This is a genomic window from Paenarthrobacter ureafaciens (assembly GCF_004028095.1).
In the GTDB taxonomy this organism is placed as follows: Bacteria; Actinomycetota; Actinomycetes; order Actinomycetales; family Micrococcaceae; genus Arthrobacter; species Arthrobacter ureafaciens.
Genome location: NZ_SBHM01000007.1, coordinates 123,091 through 139,313 on the forward strand (window position 1 = coordinate 123,091; position 16,223 = coordinate 139,313).

Annotated in this window: 18 protein-coding genes and 1 tRNA gene; 6 read left to right on the forward strand and 13 right to left on the reverse strand. The window is 63.6% G+C overall.

The annotated features are described in order from the left end of the window. Nucleotides 1-33 precede the first annotated feature (33 nt). The 5 genes from rplA to AUR_RS04815 all read right to left on the reverse strand — a co-directional run bounded on the left by rplA (nucleotide 34) and on the right by AUR_RS04815 (nucleotide 2,898). Entirely contained in the window at nucleotides 34-741 is a 708-nt protein-coding gene (gene rplA / locus AUR_RS04795; RefSeq protein WP_021474783.1) for a 50S ribosomal protein L1, read from the reverse strand. Between the two features lie 226 nt (nucleotides 742-967). Continuing rightward, a complete protein-coding gene (gene rplK, locus AUR_RS04800) occupies nucleotides 968-1,396 on the reverse strand; it encodes a 50S ribosomal protein L11 (protein ID WP_021474784.1) in 429 nt (142 codons plus the stop codon). Nucleotides 1,397-1,525: 129 nt separating this feature from the next. Continuing rightward, nucleotides 1,526-2,353, reverse strand: coding sequence for a transcription termination/antitermination protein NusG (nusG, locus tag AUR_RS04805; RefSeq protein ID WP_021474785.1), 828 nt, complete (start codon nucleotides 2,351-2,353; stop codon nucleotides 1,526-1,528). A 109-nt stretch (nucleotides 2,354-2,462) separates the two neighbouring features. After that, entirely contained in the window at nucleotides 2,463-2,744 is a 282-nt protein-coding gene (gene secE, locus AUR_RS04810; RefSeq protein ID WP_031217390.1) for a preprotein translocase subunit SecE, read from the reverse strand. 81 nt (nucleotides 2,745-2,825) lie between these two features. Further along, nucleotides 2,826-2,898, reverse strand: a tRNA-Trp gene (locus tag AUR_RS04815). 252 nt (nucleotides 2,899-3,150) lie between these two features. On the opposite strand from AUR_RS04815, the gene AUR_RS04820 reads away from it, so the two are divergent. Continuing rightward, the gene (locus AUR_RS04820) at nucleotides 3,151-4,380 is read left to right on the forward strand and encodes a pyridoxal phosphate-dependent aminotransferase (RefSeq protein ID WP_021474787.1); all 1,230 of its coding nucleotides are present in this window, start codon (nucleotides 3,151-3,153) and stop codon (nucleotides 4,378-4,380) included. Nucleotides 4,381-4,504: 124 nt separating this feature from the next. Here AUR_RS04820 and AUR_RS04825 read toward each other — a convergent pair whose 3' ends face one another. Both AUR_RS04825 and AUR_RS04830 read right to left on the reverse strand, forming a co-directional pair. After that, nucleotides 4,505-5,176, reverse strand: a complete 672-nt coding sequence (locus AUR_RS04825) for a LuxR C-terminal-related transcriptional regulator (protein WP_021472392.1) — start codon at nucleotides 5,174-5,176, stop codon at nucleotides 4,505-4,507. Continuing rightward, the gene (locus AUR_RS04830; protein WP_062097505.1) at nucleotides 5,173-6,606 is read right to left on the reverse strand and encodes an ATP-binding protein; all 1,434 of its coding nucleotides are present in this window, start codon (nucleotides 6,604-6,606) and stop codon (nucleotides 5,173-5,175) included. Before AUR_RS04830 ends, AUR_RS04825 begins: the two co-directional genes overlap by 4 nt. 125 nt (nucleotides 6,607-6,731) lie before the next feature. Between AUR_RS04830 and AUR_RS04835 the strand changes: the two genes are divergently transcribed. The 5 genes from AUR_RS04835 (at nucleotide 6,732) to AUR_RS04855 (ending at nucleotide 10,931) form a co-directional block, all read left to right on the forward strand. Further along, nucleotides 6,732-8,249, forward strand: coding sequence for a PspC domain-containing protein (locus AUR_RS04835; RefSeq protein ID WP_082694527.1), 1,518 nt, complete (start codon nucleotides 6,732-6,734; stop codon nucleotides 8,247-8,249). 1 nt (nucleotide 8,250) lies between these two features. Then, complete coding sequence (locus AUR_RS04840; RefSeq protein WP_062097507.1) at nucleotides 8,251-8,640, forward strand: hypothetical protein; 390 nt, start codon at nucleotides 8,251-8,253, stop codon at nucleotides 8,638-8,640. 2 nt (nucleotides 8,641-8,642) lie between these two features. Next, a complete protein-coding gene (locus AUR_RS04845) occupies nucleotides 8,643-8,891 on the forward strand; it encodes a PspC domain-containing protein (RefSeq protein ID WP_021472388.1) in 249 nt (82 codons plus the stop codon). A 247-nt stretch (nucleotides 8,892-9,138) separates the two neighbouring features. Next, complete coding sequence (locus AUR_RS04850) at nucleotides 9,139-10,164, forward strand: 6-phosphofructokinase (protein ID WP_021472387.1); 1,026 nt, start codon at nucleotides 9,139-9,141, stop codon at nucleotides 10,162-10,164. A gap of 17 nt (nucleotides 10,165-10,181) precedes the next feature. Beyond that, nucleotides 10,182-10,931, forward strand: a complete 750-nt coding sequence (locus AUR_RS04855; RefSeq protein WP_062097509.1) for a GNAT family N-acetyltransferase — start codon at nucleotides 10,182-10,184, stop codon at nucleotides 10,929-10,931. Nucleotides 10,932-10,943: 12 nt separating this feature from the next. Here the strand turns inward: AUR_RS04855 and AUR_RS04860 are convergent, their stop codons facing one another. The 6 genes from AUR_RS04860 to AUR_RS04885 all read right to left on the reverse strand — a co-directional run bounded on the left by AUR_RS04860 (nucleotide 10,944) and on the right by AUR_RS04885 (nucleotide 16,143). Then, nucleotides 10,944-12,464 (reverse strand): DHA2 family efflux MFS transporter permease subunit, encoded by a 1,521-nt coding sequence (locus tag AUR_RS04860; protein ID WP_021472385.1) that lies wholly within the window; start codon nucleotides 12,462-12,464, stop codon nucleotides 10,944-10,946. Beyond that, on the reverse strand, nucleotides 12,448-13,077 hold the full coding sequence (locus AUR_RS04865; protein ID WP_021472384.1) for a PadR family transcriptional regulator: 630 nt from the start codon (nucleotides 13,075-13,077) through the stop codon (nucleotides 12,448-12,450). Before AUR_RS04865 ends, AUR_RS04860 begins: the two co-directional genes overlap by 17 nt. Nucleotides 13,078-13,197: 120 nt before the next feature. After that, nucleotides 13,198-13,620 carry an ankyrin repeat domain-containing protein gene (locus AUR_RS04870; RefSeq protein ID WP_062097510.1) on the reverse strand — a complete coding sequence of 141 codons (423 nt, stop codon included), beginning with the start codon at nucleotides 13,618-13,620 and terminating at the stop codon, nucleotides 13,198-13,200. Further along, nucleotides 13,617-14,702 carry a CAF17-like 4Fe-4S cluster assembly/insertion protein YgfZ gene (ygfZ, locus tag AUR_RS04875; protein ID WP_021472382.1) on the reverse strand — a complete coding sequence of 362 codons (1,086 nt, stop codon included), beginning with the start codon at nucleotides 14,700-14,702 and terminating at the stop codon, nucleotides 13,617-13,619. Before ygfZ ends, AUR_RS04870 begins: the two co-directional genes overlap by 4 nt. 63 nt (nucleotides 14,703-14,765) lie before the next feature. After that, nucleotides 14,766-15,488 (reverse strand): flavodoxin family protein, encoded by a 723-nt coding sequence (locus tag AUR_RS04880; RefSeq protein WP_062097512.1) that lies wholly within the window; start codon nucleotides 15,486-15,488, stop codon nucleotides 14,766-14,768. A gap of 55 nt (nucleotides 15,489-15,543) precedes the next feature. After that, entirely contained in the window at nucleotides 15,544-16,143 is a 600-nt protein-coding gene (locus AUR_RS04885; RefSeq protein ID WP_021472380.1) for a nitrobindin family protein, read from the reverse strand. Between the last annotated feature and the right edge of the window lie 80 nt (nucleotides 16,144-16,223).

Below are 16,223 nucleotides of genomic sequence, written 5' to 3' on the forward strand. Positions count from 1 at the left end.
ACGGTCCTTTCAGAGCCGATGCTCGTCGAATGCTTACGCCTCGATGAGAACCTTGGTGACGTTCGGGTCAACGGAGATACCCGGGCCGAACGTGGTGGCAACGGTGGCCTTCTGGATGTAGCGGCCCTTGGAAGCGGACGGCTTCAGGCGAAGAACCTCTTCCAGTGCGGCGGCGTAGTTCTCGGCCAGCTTGGTGGCGTCGAAGGAAACCTTGCCGATGATGAAGTGCAGGTTCGAGTGCTTGTCGACGCGGAAGTCGATCTTGCCACCCTTGATGTCGTTGACAGCCTTGGTGACATCCGGGGTAACCGTGCCGGTCTTCGGGTTCGGCATGAGGTTACGCGGGCCGAGGACCTTACCGAGGCGGCCAACCTTGCCCATGAGGTCAGGGGTGGCAACGGCTGCGTCGAAGTCGGTCCAGCCGCCGGCGATCTTTTCGATCAGGTCATCGGAGCCAACGAAGTCGGCGCCGGCTGCGATTGCTGCCTCAGCCTTGTCACCGGTTGCGAAAACCAGGACACGGGCGGTCTTGCCGGTGCCGTGGGGGAGGTTGACCGTGCCGCGGACCATCTGGTCTGCCTTGCGGGGGTCAACGCCGAGGCGGAAAGCAACCTCAACCGTTGCGTCGAACTTCGACGGGTTGGTTTCCTTTGCCAGGGTGATTGCCTCGAACGGGGCGTAGGCCTTGCCTGCCTCGATCTTGGCTACGGCTGCCTCATATGCTTTGCTGCGCTTTGCCATGCTGCTTGTTTCTCCTTGTGCAGTTGTGGTCTTCGGACCGCGCTGGGCCCTGCCACAGTCGTGGATCCGGCAAAGGATCCTGCGACATTTCTATGTTCGGTTGCCGGTTTCCCGGCGGGTGAAGGCTGTAATTAGCCCTCGACGGTACCTAATGGTCGAAAGTCTCCGGGACTCACTTCCGGCGAGTGCCTCGTTCCTCAGCCCTCACCGTACGTTCATTCCTCGACTATTCGACGGTGATGCCCATGGAGCGGGCAGTGCCGGCGATGATCTTGGCAGCAGCCGCGATGTCGTTGGCGTTGAGGTCTTCCATCTTGGTGGAAGCAATTTCCTCGACCTGTGCCTGGGTCAGCTTGGCAACCTTGACGGTGTGCGGGGTAGCCGAACCCTTGGCGACGCCTGCAGCCTTCTTGATGAGCTCTGCAGCCGGCGGGGTCTTGGTGATGAAGGTGAAGGAGCGGTCTTCGTAGACCGTGATTTCCACCGGAATGACGTTTCCGCGCTGGGATTCCGTAGCAGCGTTGTACGCCTTGCAGAATTCCATGATGTTGACACCGTGCTGGCCAAGCGCAGGACCGATCGGCGGAGCCGGGTTAGCGGCACCTGCCTGGATCTGCAACTTGATGAGGCCGGTGACCTTCTTCTTGGGAGCCAATGTAGGGTCCTTCTCTCAATAGCTTCCTGGGGCACAGGAGCGCGTCCCAGGTTGGTGGCCGCCATGGCAAGGCGACCGGCCGCTACCAAGCCGCTAAGCAGGCGGCCGGGAGCGAAATCTGTGTATCAGCTAGATCTTGGTGACCTGGTTGAATGCAAGCGTAACCGGGGTTTCGCGCTCGAAGATGGAGACCAGCACCACGAGGGTCTGGGACTCGGGCTTGATCTCGGAGATCGTTGCCGGAAGGGTTTCGAACGGGCCCTCCTTGACGATGACGGACTCGCCGACTTCGAAGTCCACGGCCACCGGAGCCTGCTGCTGCTTGTTGACCGGCTTGCCCTTCTCAGCCTGTTCTTCTTCGAAGACCGGGGCAAGCATGGAGAAGACCTCGTCAAGGCGGAGCGGAACCGGGTTGTGGGCGTTACCCACAAAGCCCGTGACACCGGGGGTGTGGCGGACGGCGCCCCAGGAAGCGTCGGTCAGGTCCATGCGGACCAGCACGTATCCGGGAATGCGTACGCGGTTGATGACCTTGCGCTGCGCGTTCTTGATCTCGACGACTTCTTCCATCGGAACCTGGATCTCGAAGATGTAATCTTCCATGTCCAGGGTCTGGATGCGGGTCTCGAGGTTGGCCTTCACGCGGTTCTCGTAGCCTGCGTAGGAGTGGATGACGTACCAGTCACCTTCCTGGCGGCGCAGCTTGGCCTTGAATTCCTCGGCCGGATCAGCCGGGGCGGCGGCAGCGGCAGATTCCAAGGAGACGCCCTCTTCCGAATCGTCTTCTTCGTCTACCTCGGAAGTGGACTCGTCGTCCACGTCAGCGTCTTCGGATTCGTCGACGTCGGCAGTTTCGGGCGCAGCGGAATCAACCTCGGACTCGTCTGCGGTTACGGCCGCATTCTCTGCGGTCCCGTCCAGCTCAGTCTCGTTTACCTCGAGCTCCTGCTCAGACACTTGGTCTCCTGCTTCCTCATTGCCTAACATGCCTATTTAAATGGCTCAATTCCGCAAACCCCGCAAAATCCCTGAAACCAGGGTTTACGCAGTTTGCGGACAGATCCGCTTAGCGGTCCGTGGCGCCTGATCCTCCGAAGACCCAGCTGACTCCGGTACCAAAAGCAAGGTCCAGGAGGGTCACGATGAGCATCATGATGGCGACGAACACCAGCACCACGAGCGTGTAGTTGATCAGTTCTTTGCGGGTTGGAGCAACGACCTTCTTCAGTTCGCCGATAACCTGGCGGACGAAGAGTGCAATTCGGGCAAAAAAGCCGGAATCGGCTTTCTTGGCGGGGCGGCCCTTTGAGCTGCTTGCAGCTGTTTCGGTCACCTGATCCTCACTCACCTTGCAAAGTCGTTAGACCCGGCCCTGATCAGAGCCATGGTTGCTGCGCGTGCTCCGGCGTTTCCGCCGGAACAGCCTGCGCAGGGCAGACAGGACTCGAACCTGCAACCTGCGGTTTTGGAGACCGCTGCGCTACCAATTGCGCCACTACCCTATGGATTGAATCCATGTTTCAGGCCGCACTTCAGCCTGTGGTGCTTTTCAACACCGGTGAACCAGTCTACGCAAGAAATCCGCGATAGTCGAACCGGCTCGATTCGGGGCTCCAGGGCCGTCCGGGCTTGTGACCAGCAACATCAGTCACAAACTCCAGCAGTCCCCCGGGAGCTCCGCAGAACAGCATAAGGTAGTTTACGTCGAATCCCATCATCCAGCCCACGTGCTGCCTGCGAAGAATGGTACTTAGATGTCTGCCGGAACACCTGCCGCCCGCATTTCACAACGAATCTCCGCCATTGCCGAGTCCGCCACCCTTGCCGTTGATGCCAAGGCCAAGGCGTTGAAGGCCGCGGGCCGCCCCGTCATCGGTTTCGGAGCCGGAGAACCCGATTTTCCCACCCCGGACTACATCGTGAAGGCCGCCATTGAAGCTGCCGGCCAGCCGAAGTACCACCGGTACTCCCCCGCTTCCGGACTGCCCGAGCTCAAGAAAGCCATCGCGGACAAGACGCTGCGCGATTCCGGCTACAAAGTCGACCCGTCCCAGGTCCTTGTGACCAACGGCGGCAAGCAGGCTGTCTACAACACGTTTGCCACGCTGGTTGATCCGGGCGACGAGGTCATCATCCCCTCCCCGTTCTGGACCACCTACCCGGAGGCCATCAGGCTCGCCGGCGGCGTCCCGGTAGAGGTCTTCGCAGGACCGGAGCAGGGCTACCTGGTGACTATTGAGCAGCTTGAGGCCGCCGTCACGGACAAGACCAAGATCCTCCTGTTCGTTTCCCCGTCCAACCCCACGGGCGCCGTCTACAGCCCGGAGCAGGTAGCAGAGATCGGCAAGTGGGCCGCCTCCAAAGGCCTCTGGGTTGTCACGGACGAGATCTACGAACACCTCACCTACGACGGCGTGGAATTCACCTCCATCGCTACTGCGGCTCCTGAACTGGGCGACCGCGTAGTCATCCTGAACGGTGTTGCCAAGACCTACGCCATGACCGGATGGCGCGTGGGCTGGATGATCGGCCCCGCCGACGTCATCAAGGCCGCGACCAACCTGCAGTCCCATGCCACGTCCAACGTCAGCAACATCATGCAGGTGGCCGCAGCCGCGGCACTTACCGGCCCCTTGACCGCCGTCGACGAGATGAAGGTTGCCTTCGACCGCCGCCGCAAGGCGATTGTGGCCGGCCTGAACGCGATTGAGGGCGTTGAATGCCCGACGCCGACCGGCGCGTTCTACGTCTACGCAGACGTCCGCGGGCTGCTGGGTAAGGAATTTGACACGGCCAACGGCCCCGTGCGTCCCTCGACGTCCGCGGAACTGGCCGCGCTGATCCTCGACGAGGTTGAGGTCGCAGTGGTTCCCGGTGAGGCCTTCGGCCCCTCGGGTTACGTCCGGTTGTCCTACGCGCTCGGTGACGACGACCTCGCCGAAGGCGTCCGCCGGCTCCAGGAGTTCCTCGGCAAGGCCAAGTAACCCCGCCCCTGAACTGAAACGCTCTTCCACCGCTGATGGTGGAAGAGCGTTTCAGTTTAAGGCGTGGGATGTGGAAGATGGTTGGGGAAACACGGGTGGGATGTGGGAGAGCGTTGGGGAGGGGTTAGAGGAGGCGGCGTTCGGCAGCCCACTTGGTGAGCTCGTGGCGGTTTGACAGCTGGAGCTTGCGGAGGACCGCGGAGACATGGGTTTCCACCGTCTTGATGGAGATGAAGAGCTCCTTGGCCACCTCTTTGTAGCTGTATCCCCGGGCGATGAGCCGCATGACTTCGAGCTCGCGGGCGGAGAGCTTGTCCAGTTCGTCGTCGGCAATGTCGGCCGGCGCAGTTCCAAAGGCATCAAGGACAAACCCGGCCAGCCGCGGCGAGAAGACGGCGTCGCCATCGGCAACCCTGATGACGGCGTCGGAGATCTCGGCACCGGAGATGGTTTTGGTAACGTACCCGCGGGCGCCCGCGCGGATCACGGCCACCACGTCCTCGGCGGCGTCGGAAACGCTCAGGGCCAGGAAGCTCGTCGTCTTGAGGAGCGCAGCCGAACCCGCAATGACCTCCCTGCCTCCACCGCCCAAGCCCCCTGGCAGGTGGACGTCCAGCAGCACCACTTCGGGGCGGGTTTCGGCAATCACGGCGATGGCTTGTTCAACCGTGCCGGCCTCCCCCACAACGTCCATGCGCTCGTCCAGGTCAGCTTTGAGACCTGAGCGGAAAATGGTGTGGTCGTCCACGATCACCACGCGCACGCTCCGCGCGCCGGGCTGGGCAGGGCTGTTCATTGCCGGACCTCTCCGTTCCTTGGTTCGTTGTTCTCCGCCTCCATGGCGGGCAGCGCCAACCGGACTTCCGTTCCGTTGCCGCTGCTGATGATGGCCGCTGTGCCGCCGTGCCTCCTCATGCGCCCGATGATGGACTCCTTGACGCCCATGCGGTCCTCGGGCACGGCGTCGGGATCGAATCCCGGCCCCCGGTCCTTAATGAAGACCTCGGTGTTTCCGGCAGTGCATTCAAGGTAGACAGACACTGTGCCTCCGCCGTGGCGGGACGCGTTCAACATGGCCTCACGGGCAGCTTGGACCAGTGCCTCGTGCCGCTCGGTCATCTCCGTATCGCCTACGGTCACCACTTCCACGGGATTGCCCAGAGCGTCTTCCACCTCCGCCGCAACGGCCTTGACCCGCTCTGCGAGGAGCCCGGCTTCCTTGGTGGAATCGCTGAACAGCCAACTACGCAGTTCACGTTCCTGTGCCCGGGCCAGCCGGACAACGTCCTGCTCCGAACCCGCCCGGCGCTGGATGAGCGCCAAGGTTTGCAGGACGGAATCGTGGAGGTGCGCGGCGATTTCGGCACGTTCAGTTTCGCGGACACGCCCGGCGCGTTCGGCTTCGAGGTCTTTCCAGAACTTCAAACCCCACGGCAGCAGGACCAACACGACTCCCCCAAGGACCGCCACGGAGGCAAGCAGGGCAAGCCACGTCTGCTCCCACGAGCCCGAGCCGGACACCATCACCAGGACCCCTGCCACCACCAGCGCGAGCCCGGCCGCAAGGCGAACCCATCCGCCTGCCTGATCGGCTTTCGTCTTGTCCACCAATCCGGCCCGGCGGGTCTCATCCAGCTGCATCCACGCGATGGAGGCGCCGCCAAGGATTGCTGCGGCCGGGATCAGGGTTCCCAGCGGCACGTCGACACCCAGTTGTTGGGCAATCAGGATGGCGGCCACCAGCAGCAGCCCTACCCCAAGAAGAATTTCCTTGCCGTACTGGATCTTCCGGAACGTGAACCACGGCGCCACGGGACTTGCACCGACGCTCCCCCACTCCCCGGACGGCGGAGTTGCTCGATCGGCACCGGAGGGGGCATCACCGGAGGCTCCGGCGACGTTGCCGGGGGCGCCTGTCCCACGCCCGGTGAGGGACCCGGCGTCGTAGTTTGTGGCGGGACCGGCGGACGGGCGGCTCACCGCGGGAGCGATGGGCGACGCCGGCCGCTTGGCGTTGCGCCGGGCGTTCTCATCCGCCGTGGGAACCATGATCCACAGCCACGCGTAGAAGGCCATGCCCGCACCGCCGGCGAAGCTGGCGAGGACCATGGCCAGCCGGACATACTTCACCGGCCAGCCCAAGTGTCCGGCGAGTCCGCTGCAGACTCCCGCGATCATGCGGTCGCTGCTGCGGACCAGCGCGGGGCGTTCCAAAGCGGTATCCATGTATCAATCCAAACACGGATCGGGGCTCTCAGGGCCCGTAACGGCGGCGCTTCGGGGGTCCCTCAGGGATCATTCAGGGTATCCCCCAATAGAGGACGGAACGGGCCAGGCGGCAGGATCGAAGTATGAACGCGAACAGCATGAATCCCGAGGATTCCGGAACCCCTGCCGATGCCGGGCGTCCGGGCAACAACGCCCCCGGCGGTGCCGCCGGATCCGGCCCGGCCGAGGAGCCTTCCGCACGCCCGTACCCCACGGGCAACGCCGGTCCCGGTAGCTGGACTTCCCAGCAGAACTTCTTTGACTGGATCCGCAACCAAGGCATCCGCCGCGGCCCGGACCGCTGGATCGGCGGCGTCGCAAGCGGAGTGGCGCACCGGTTCGGCATCGATCCCTTGATTGTCCGGGGCATCTTCATTGTCCTGGCGCTCTTCGCCGGAGTGGGCGTCCTGCTCTACGGCCTTGCGTGGGCGCTGCTGCCGGAACCTGATGGCCGTATCCACGTGCAGGAAGCGGCTGCCGGCCGATGGTCCGGCGGCATGACCGGCGCACTGGCAACCTCGATCATCGGCCTGCCGAGCCTGGGACGCGGCTTTTGGGGCTGGGGTTGGGACGGACTTCCGGGTCTTTTCTGGACGCTGTTCTGGGTGGGCGGCATCGCGTACCTCATCTATTACCTGGTCCAGCGCAACAACAGCCAGAAAGGCGAATCTCCCATGAACCGGCAAAACTTCGGCGCACCCGCGGCCCCGGCGGCCGGCACCGCAACCCCGGCGTCGACGGGTGGGCCCGCAGGCAGCACCTACGGTGCTTCTTCTTCCCAGGCGCCCGCCGGAGCCAACACGGGTGTACCGGTGTACGGACCGGGCAGCTCATCGACGCCGGTGGGCCCCTACAGTCCGTCGGGCCCCCGTCTTCCCCGCGGCTCCGGCGCCTACGGGCAGCCACCCTATGGTCAGCCGCCCTATGGCTCGGGGCAGGTACAGCCGCCCAAGCCCCCTCGGCAGAAGGCCAAGGGACCAGGTGCCGCAATCGTGGCAGTCAGTGCCGGAACGGCCCTCCTGGCCGGCGGAACCTTGAAGGCCCTGGACGTCGCCAACGTCATCAACCTGGGTAACGCAGCGGACTCCGTGGTGTGGGCCGTGGGTGCGGCCATCCTCGGCCTGGGCATTTTGGTGGCTGGCTTGCGCGGACGGACGTCAGGTTTTCTGGGATTCCTGGCCGTCGTGGCCTTGGTGGTCGGCGGTATTTTCAACGTCATCCCGCGCAATGGAGACCGCCTTGGCTTCCAAGAGGTCAATTGGGCTCCGGTCAGCATTGACCAGGCCCGGCAGGGGCTGAACATCACTGCCGCGAACGGCACCGTGGACCTGAGTGACATGAACCTGACGCCGCCGCTCACCACGGAAGTCACTGTCCCGGTGGATGCAACCGCCAGCAACATCACCGTCATCATTCCGGACAACGTTCCGGTGGAAGTCCGGGCGGATATGACGTTCGGGAACCTCAACGAGCGCGGCGCCGACCGCGGCGGGCGGTTCGAGGACGACCGCTCGACGTACAACACGGACAAACCCGGAGCGAACCTCGTGGTGGAGATCGATGGCACGTTCAGCAACGTGACCATCAAGGAAGGAAACTGACATGAGCACCAACCAACCAGGTGACGCCCGCCCCGCCGGGCCGCTCCCCAAAGAGGCTCTCCCCCAGGAAACACGTCCCACCGAGCCGATCGCGCGGCCCCGGTTGGAGGAGATTCCGCTGACGCCGCATTTGGAGCCCACCTACCGGATTGAACAGAACGACGACGAACCCAAGCAAGCGCGCATCGGCACCGTGGTGTGGGGGTTGATTGTGATCGCCCTGGCCGCCCTGCTCCTGGTTTCCACCATGGGCTGGATCGTCCTGGACGGAACCTACGTGTTGATCGGCCTGATGATCGGGGCCGGCGCCGCGCTGGTAGTCGGCGGCCTCGTGGCTGCCGGACGGGGGTCGAAGCAAGTGACAAAGCAGCACCAACAAGGAAGGCTGTAACCATGGACAAGTTCTTCAGCATCGTCAGGGGCTTCGGCCTGAAGCGCGGCCCGCAGCGTTGGTTGGCCGGCGTCTGTGGAGGCATCGCAGCGAAGCTCAATGTGGACGTAGCGTACGTCCGGGTGGGATTCCTGTTGTTCTGCCTCTTGCCCGGACCGGCCATCATTTTCTACATCCTCGCGTGGCTGATCCTTCCGGACCAACAGAACCGGATCGCGCTGGAATCGTTCATCAGCCAGCGTTCCCGGTAGTACCCCGGCCAGCCGGCCGGGACAAAGACGGAAAGCGCACTTAGCGGGCTCCGCAACACCTCATTGAATACGAAGAATCGTCCTGCCGGATGCGGGGCGATTCATCGTGTTTTCGGGAGTGTTTCCAATACCGCACGCCGTGAGTGGAATGTAACCGTTTGTGTCCCACCCCACATCCACGACTACAATCGTGGGGAGCTCAGCGTGGCGCTCGGCAAGTATTCCTCCAAGCCATGAGTGAGCAAACATGAAAATTGGCATTCTTACCAGCGGCGGCGACTGCCCCGGCCTCAACGCAGTGATCCGTGGAGCGGTCCTCAAAGGCATCGCAATCCACGGCCAGGAGTTCGTGGGCTTCCGGGACGGCTGGCGTGGTGTGGTGGAAGGTGACGTCATTGACATCCCCCGCACCATGGTCCGCGGTATCGCCAAGCAGGGCGGCACCATCCTGGGCACTTCCCGCACCAACCCCTTCGAGAACGGCGGCGGTCCGGAGGTCATCAAGGCCCACATGGAACGGCTGGGCATCGATGCCATCATCGCGATCGGCGGCGAGGGCACCCTGGCAGCAGCCAAACGCCTCACTGACGCCGGTTTGAAGATCGTCGGCGTCCCGAAGACCGTGGATAACGATCTCGACGCGACGGACTACACCTTTGGTTTCGACACTGCCGTGGAAATCGCCACGGAGGCGATCGACCGCCTGCGCACCACGGGTGAATCCCACCACCGCTGCATGATTGCGGAAGTGATGGGCCGCCACGTTGGCTGGATTGCCCTCCACTCCGGCATGGCGTCCGGCGCCCACGCCATCCTTATCCCCGAACAGAAGGTGAGCATCGAACAGATCGCCGAGTGGGTCCAACTGGCCCATGACCGCGGTCGCGCACCTTTGGTGGTGGTGGCGGAAGGGTTCGTGCCCGATCACATGGAATCCCCGCACTCCGAACGCGGCTTGGATACCTTTGGCCGTCCCCGGCTGGGAGGCATCGCGGACCAGCTGGCACCCGAGCTCGAGGCGCGCACGGGCATCGAGACCCGTGCGACCATCCTCGGCCACATCCAGCGCGGCGGCGTTCCCACCGCTTATGACCGCGTCCTCGCCACGCGCCTGGGCATGGCAGCGATCGACTCCGTGGTGGACGGCCGCTGGGGAACCATGGTTGCGCTCAAGGGCACGGACATCTCCCATGTTGGTTTTGAGGAAGCCCTCGGCAAGCTCAAGACCGTGCCGCAGCACCGCTACGACGAAGCGTCAGTGTTGTTTGGTTAGTCGGCTAGGCTGAACCCATGACCCTTGAGCCCACGTCCGCTGCCATTATCCAGCTGGCGTGGGCTCGCCATTTGGGGCTTGGTGACCACTCCTTTGCGGACGCCTCAGCCCGCGTCGCAGCAGCCTCCGCGGATCCCGGCGATCCCGCGTACAGGATTTCCAAGGCGGACGAATCGGCACGATCCGTGGTTTTCCTGCGCTTGTTCGGCGTATCGGCCCTGGTAGGGCCGCAATGGGCGCTCGACGCGGCGGCGGACATTCCCGACGTCGACCTCGCCCAGCACGTCACCCTGCTGACCCTGACGCGCTCCCACGGAGGACACGGTTTGGGTTCCTCCGCCCTCTTTTTCGCCGACGACCTTCCCTTGAAACAACCGGGCGAGGACGTGACCGTTTCCCGGGGCAATCCGGAAGCGATCGGACTGGAACAGCTGTGTCCTCCCGATGACGTCAACGAGGTAGGGCTGCAGACCTTGGAACACCGATTCACCATCATGCACCCGGATGCGGAAAGCCCGGTGCCTTTGGCGTGCGGAGCCTATTCCGAATGGGAAGGGCTCCTTGCCAATATGGGTGTTTTGGTTGCCCCTGAATGGCGGCGCCGGGGCCTCGGTACGCTTGCTGCCTCGATTGCCGCGCACGAGGCCCTGGCCGCCGGCCTGACGCTCCAGTGGAAGGCGGATGTCAGCAACAGCGGCGCGCTTGCCATGGCACGCAGCATCGGCTTTACCACCGGCGGGCTCCACGCGGGCGTCCTGCTCGCGTAGGGCCCTGCCCGTTTACTTGCTGGACCGCTCCGCAGCCTGCCCCTCAGGGACCGGTGCTCCCCCGCCCCAGCCGTCCACCGATTTCGGCTTGGCATAGAAGGCAGCCAACACTGCTCCCACCAGGACGGCGATTGCCGGCAACAGCGTCGACTGGCTCATCGCCGTCGAGAATCCTGCATGCAGGGCCTCCGGAAGTGCCCCGGACATGGATGCCTCATTGACCGGTGCCCCCGCCCCGCTGGACGGCAGCTCTGCAGCAAGGCGCGCCTGGATCAGCGCCGCGACGGCGGCCGACCCCAGGACCGCACCGATCTGGCGGGTGGTATTGAAGACGCCGGAACCCGCTCCCGCCTGGCGCGGCGGAAGGTTACGGGTGGTGGCATTGGAGATCGGCCCCCACATGAAGGCGTTCGCTACACCCTGCAAGGCGCTGGGAAGCAGGAAGACCCAGATCGGAGTGTCCGGTGTCAGCAAGGCAGCGGTCCAGAAAAGTGCGGCGGACAGGCAGACCAAGCCGAACACGGCGAACCAGCGGGGATTGGCACGGTCGATCAGCTTTCCCACGAACGGCGCGAGCCCACCCGAAATAACAGCCATCGGGATCATCAGGAGGGCCGACTGCGTTGGCGTCAGCCCACGGACCACCTGGTAGTAGAAGATGGTGGGCAGGGGAAACGCGGTAACCGTGAAGCCGACGGCCATGATGGTGCTGTTTCCAAGGGAGAAGTTCCGGTCGCGGAACAGGCCCAGGGGCAGCAACGGTTCACCGCCGCGACGTTCAAGTATCTGTTGCCAGACGACGAACAGCGCCAGCACCACCACACCGGCAATGATCAGGCCCCAGACACTGACGACGCCGTTGATGGTGCCCCAATCGTAGGTTTGGCCTTCCTGGATGCCAAAGACGAGCAGGAACATGCCGGCCGCGGACAACACCACGCCCGGGATATCGAACTTGTGGGTGTGGGTGGTCAGCGTCGGGACGAAGCGGGTGACCAGGATGAAGGCAACGACGCCGATGGGCACGTTGACAAAGAAGATCCACTCCCAGCCGAGGCCGTCCACCAGGACGCCGCCGAGGATCGGTCCCACCAACACGGCCATGCCCGCGGTGGCTCCCCACAGTCCCATGGCCGCGCCGCGGCGGTCAGGCGGGAAGATCCGGGTGATGACGGCCATGGTCTGCGGCGTCATCATGGCAGCGCCCAGTCCCTGGACGGCGCGGGCGGCGATGAGCATGCCGATGTCCTGCGAGAATCCGCACCACAGCGATGCCAGGGTGAAGACAACCAGACCTATCAGGTACAGGTTCTTTGGACCGAAGCGGTCACCCATCCTGCCGGTGATCAGCAACGGCACTGCATAGGCCAGGAGGTAGGCGCTGGTTACCCAGATGACCGCATTGATGTCAGTATTGAGACCCTCCATGATCCGGGGGTTGGCGACCGACACGATGGTGGTGTCGATCAGGATCATGAAGAATCCCACCACGAGTGACCACAGGGCCGGCCACGGCTTAGCTACGTTTTCCAAGGGATTCCTTTGGTTTGTTGGAAAGTTCGGACGGGGTTGCTTGGGGGTCGTCCCAAGGCAGCTCACCACTGCGCAACTCCCGTAGGAGCCCGTGGATCCACGAGATCTCCGTTCGAAGCATTTGTTGTTGATACATGACATCGATCCAGTACTTGCGATCGAGGCCTTTGGCTGTGACAACCCGCTCAGCATGCAGGAGGAAATCCAGGCCGGCCTGGAGCGCGTCCACCCGCTGGCCAAGAAGTTCGATGACGGCCTCGGCGGGGAGGTGGTGCGCCTCGGCAATGGCGTGCGGAAAGACCGGGTATTCGTTGACGGGTTTCGCCAGCATCTCCCGGAGGCGCACATCGAGCGCCTCGTGCCCGGCCGCCGAGATCCTGTAAGTAGTCCGCTCAGGGCGGTTCCCCTCGCGGTCGGTCCCGACGGCCTCCACCAAACCGGCCTCCTCCAAGCGCCGGACAGCGTGATAGAGCGTGCCGGGGCGCACCTTCACCAGCCGGTCCTCATGGCGGGCCATCAACACCTGGTACATCTCATAGGGGTGCATGGGCCCCTCGGCGAGCAACGCCAGGGACGCGACGCCCAGCGCTGTCAGTTTCCCGGACTGGACCATCGTGACGCCCTCCTTTGAATACGCCTGTGCCAATACTCCATGGCAATTATTCCACGTGGAGTATTGCGCTACCAAAAAACCCTGTTGCTTGGGGCAACAGGGTTATCGGTCGATCAGGCCCTAGCCCAGAAGCTCCAGAATCTCCGTCCGGGCAAACATCTTGGCCGCGCCCCGGGCACTCGGCGTTCCGGAGTCCGGGTCCGCTCCAGCGTCAAGCAGGGCCCGGGCAACGCCGGTATAGCCCTTGAAGACAGCTCCGGCGAGCGGGGTCTGGCCACGGTCGTTGGCCGAATTGACGTCTGCGCCGTGGTGAACCAGGAGTTGAACCGTCTCCTCGTGCCCGTGATAGGCCGCAAGCATCAGCAAGGAGTCTCCGGCGGCATTGGTCAGGGTTGCAGGAGCACCAGCATCGAGATAGCCGCGCAGCAACGCGGAATTTCCTTCCCGGGCTGCGTCGAAAAGCGTGTGTGCCAGTGCCACTGCTTCATCGTCGGCCTCGCTGGAGGGCTGGGCTGCGGCGTCGTGGCCGGTGGGCTGGGTCATCTGTGGGGTCCCTTCAGGAATCCGGTCTGGCGCCCGACTACCTGTCCGGCGTCGGGGGCGACGATCACTTCCTGGGCCGCGACGTACGGCTCGTCGCCATCCATCACCGTCAACGGTTCGCTTGCCGAAACCGAGCGCTTGATCACTGCCAGCGCTACGGGGCCCATTTCGAAGTGCTGCGCCACCGATGTCAGCGTACCCACCTTGCGGTCACCGGCAAATACAACACTGCCGACGGCAGGAAGGGTGTGCTGCGAACCGTCCAACTGAAGGAAGACGAGGCGCCGCGGCGGGTGGCCAAGGTTGTGGACCCGCGCAATGGTTTCCTGGCCCTTGTAGCAGCCCTTGTTCAAGTGGACCGAAGTACGGATCAGGTCCAGTTCGTGGGGAATCGTCTTGTCATCCGTCTCCGCCCCGAGGCGTGGACGCCACGCCGCGATGCGCAGCGCATTTGCAGCCATGGCGCCAGCCAAAGGCAGGCCCTCCACGGCGGACTCGAGTTCGGCGGCCGGGACAAGATATTCGAACCACGGACGTTCCAGGCCGGGATGCGACTCCTCCGGGACCAGGCTGTACGAGTAGCCGCCCGGGCCCACGTGCGGCCAGGGGTCCTCCCATACCAACCGCCCGGACAGCCGCTCCACCGGCTTGGTGGAGCCGATCACCGCCCATTGCTCCGAAACATCGGCGATTTCCACGCGAAGCATGAACTTCATCTTGTTCAGCCACTCCGCCAACGGGGCGGCCTCGGCCGTTTCGACGATCAGCCAGGTGGTGCCGCCGTCGTCGATAACCCGCGCATCGAATTCGATGCGCCCTTGGACGCTCAGCAGGAGGAGTTCACTGGCAACCTGCGGTTGCAAATTGGTCAACTGTTGCGAAGACAAAGTGTTGAGCCAGCTCAGCCGATCGGGTCCGGTCACGGTCACCACACCGCGGTGGGAAAGATCGACGACGGCGGTACCGTTTGCCAGGGCGCGCTGCTCGCGCAACGGCTCGCCATAATGGGCCGCGACGCCGGCATCCAGTCCGGTATCCTCGACGGCTCCAGGGCGCGACAGCAGAGGGCTCTTGTATGTCATATGAAGTAGAAGTCCTTCAGGTTCGGGGGTATTCCCCACGGACGTTGGCACAGGGTATGCCGGTCATCGATATTCGGGGTTCTCGAAGTCAAAGCGGGTGCCGGCCTTCCACTCTTCCGGAAGATTGCCATAGGCAGGAATACCTCCGGCGTCCCTCAACAGTTTGGCCATGTGGAGCAGGTTCCACGTCATGAAGGTGGTGTTCCTGTTGGTGAAATCACTCTCCGGCCCGCCGGACCCTTCATCCAGATAGCTGGGCCCCGGCCCCACCGGTCCGATCCAGCCCGCGTCAGCTTGCGGCGGGATGGTAAAGCCGATGTGTTGGAGGCTGTACAGGACGTTCATGGAGCAATGCTTGATGCCGTCCTCGTTGCCGGTAATGAGGCAGCCGCCCACCTTGGGGTAGAACGCCCACTGTCCCTTGCCGTTGAGCTGGCCCGAGTGTGCGTAGAGCCGCTCGATCAGCTTCTTGGTCTGGGACGAGTTGTCGCCAAGCCAGATGGGGCCCGCCACCACGACGATGTCTGCCTCGGCGACCGCCGGATAGATCTCCGGCCATTCGTCGTGCTCCCAACCGTGTTCGCGCATGTCCGGGTGGACACCGCTGGCGATGTCGTGGTCCACGATGCGGATGAGCTGCGTGGCAACGCCCTGCTTCTCCATGATGTCCCGGCTGATCCGGATCAGGCCGTCGGTATTGCTGACCTGCGGTGAGGGCTTCAAGGTTCCGTTGAAGAACACGGCTTTGAGGCCCTCATAGCCACCGGGCTTGAGGCTGCTGTTCACTAACTGCTCCTTTTGCTTGTGCTGATGGAACGTTCAGTGAAGGCTCGCGCCGGGGTCAGGACACCTTATGGAGGAATGCCGAGGCGTGGGCTTCAAGGGCTTTTCCGTTGGCAGCTACATCCCAGCGCCAGAGGAGGTTGCCGTCAACGAGGCCGAAGATGCGGGTTGCCGCCGTGTATTCCTTGGAGTGGCCGCCGCGCATCACCATGTCCGTGGTGAGCTGGATCTGCGGCCCTTTGATTTGGCCGTAGTACAACTCGGTAATTCCACCTGGGTGCGAAATGGAGACGGCGAGATCGAACCCGCCGTCCTTGTTGCGGCGTTCTTCAACATCGTCAGCGGTCTTGAGCACGGGCACGATGTCCGCGGGAATCAGCCCGGGACCGCCGTCGCCTTCCTGGAGTTTGCGCTCCAAAGCCCAGAAGCCGGTCTCCACGGTCAGCGGGCGCAACTTTGCGCCGGCGTCATCGCTGATCCAGCTCTCAGCCCGGTACTGCAGGTAGGGCAGCCCGTTGTGGGTGAAGGATACGTGCTGGACGAAATGCTCCGAGTCCTCGTCCCCGGTGCCAAGGCGGCCGCGTCCTTCCCACTCGCCAATGAGCCAGGAAAGGGGAACAAGTTCAGGGGTCAGGTCGGTCGGGATCTCAATAGGCACAACGACTACCTCAGTTGGACTGCGGGGAGGGACAGGCTACTTCTGGCCCTTGAAAAGACGGTAAACGACGAAACCAGCGA